This window comes from Glycomyces arizonensis DSM 44726 (assembly GCF_000482705.1).
Taxonomy (GTDB): Bacteria; Actinomycetota; Actinomycetes; order Mycobacteriales; family Micromonosporaceae; genus Glycomyces; species Glycomyces arizonensis.
Map to the genome: position 1 here is coordinate 1 of NZ_AXWO01000050.1, position 1,611 is coordinate 1,611.

A 1,611-nucleotide genomic window follows, 5' to 3' on the forward strand; every position below is an offset into this window, starting at 1 on the left:
GGCCTGCACCCCGACCCGTTCGCGGCGTACGGCGCCAGCGGCTACGCCGAGGAGATCATCGAATCGCGCCAGGGCGGCCAAGCCGCCGGATGGGGAGCGTAGACGCGCCCCGACCGAAGAATTCCCCGGTTGAGACCGGGGGGCAACCGAATAGATCCCGAAGGCCCGTACACACGGGACCCCTCTTGCAAGAAGGAGAACATCAACGATGATGAGCAACCCGATGCGCGCTCGCCGCCGGACGCTCCTGACCGGCGCCGCGGCAGCAGCCACACTCGGCGCCGCGGCCGCCTGCGGCGACGACAAGGCCGCGGGGACGGCCGACGACCCGATCACCATCAAGTTCGAGTGGTGGGGCGACGACGTCCGCGCCGACTTGACGCAGCAGGCCGTCGACCTCTTCGAGAAGAAGAACGAGGGCATCAAGGTCCAGACGAACTTCTACGGCTATGCGGAGCTGTGGGAGAGCCTGTCCGGGCGCATGGCCTCGCGCGACCTGCCCGACGTCTTCCAGATGGACTACCCGCGGCTGCGCCAGTTCGCCGAGAACGGGATGCTGACGCCCCTCGACGACCTGGTCGACACCTCCGACTTCCGCGACACGGCCCTGCTGGACCCCGGGCGGCTGAACGACGAACTCGTCGCCGTCCCGGTCGCCGCCAACACCACCGGCCTGATCTACCGGGCCGACTGGTTCGCCGAGCACGGCATCCCCGCGCCCGAGATCGGCTACAGCTGGGACGACTACATGGACACCATCGCCACGCTGAGTCCCGCGCTCGGCGAGGGCAAGTGGGCGGCCGAGGACTGGGCCCGCTCCTATCTCTATATGGAGATGTGGCTGCGCCAGCAGGGGGGCGCCTTCTACTCCGAGGACCTCAAGTCGCTGGGCTTCACCAAAGAGCAGCTCGTCGAGTACTGGAACATGCCCGCGGCGCTCATCGAGCAGGGCCACATCCCCTCGGCCGATCAGATGGCCGCCTGGGCGGGGGACGGCATGGCCGAAGACGTGGTCGCCTCGGAACTGCGCTGGGACAGCGCCCTGTCCGGCTTCGCGCCGACCGTGGCCGACAACGGCGGGGAGCTGAAGCTCGCTCCCCCGCCGAGCGTGGACCCCGAGAACCTCGGGATCTACCTCAAGCCGTCGATGCAGCTGGTGATCGCGGCCAACAGCGAGTACCCCGACGCGGCCGCGAAGTTCATCGAGTTCTTCCTGACCGACCCGGAGGGCGTCGCGATCCTCGGCACCAACCGGGGCATCCCGGCCACCAACGCGGGCTTGGAGAACGTCGAGATCGACGAGATCTCCCAGGCGATCCTCGACTACGAGGCCAGCGTCAAGGAGTTCATCAAGCCGGCGCCGCCGGTTCCGCCGGCCGGAGCGGGCGGGGTCGAGGCCAAGTACATGGAGATCTACGAGCAGGTGCAGTACGGCGAGATGACCGCCCCTGAGGCCGCGGACCTGTTCTTCACCGAGGCGGAGACCCTGTTCGCCTCGGAGCAGTGACCACCTACGCAAGGACGTTCTTCGTGTCTGCTTCTTCCTCGACTGCCGCGCCGGGTGTGCGGGGTGGGGCCGGGCCGTCGTCGTCGGGCGGGGGCCGGGGAACG

The 1,611-nt window shown here is 68.7% G+C and carries 1 protein-coding gene; it reads left to right on the plus strand.

The window, feature by feature from the left end:
* Positions 1-208: 208 nt before the first annotated feature.
* A complete protein-coding gene (locus tag H613_RS0120570) occupies positions 209-1,507 on the plus strand; it encodes an ABC transporter substrate-binding protein (protein ID WP_026925259.1) in 1,299 nt (432 codons plus the stop codon).
* Positions 1,508-1,611 lie beyond the last annotated feature (104 nt).

Excerpts from the sequence above, each read along its gene's own strand:
- H613_RS0120570 (WP_026925259.1), top strand. The coding sequence starts at position 209 with ATGATGAGCAACCCGATGCGCGCTCGCCGCCGGACGCTCCTGACCGGC.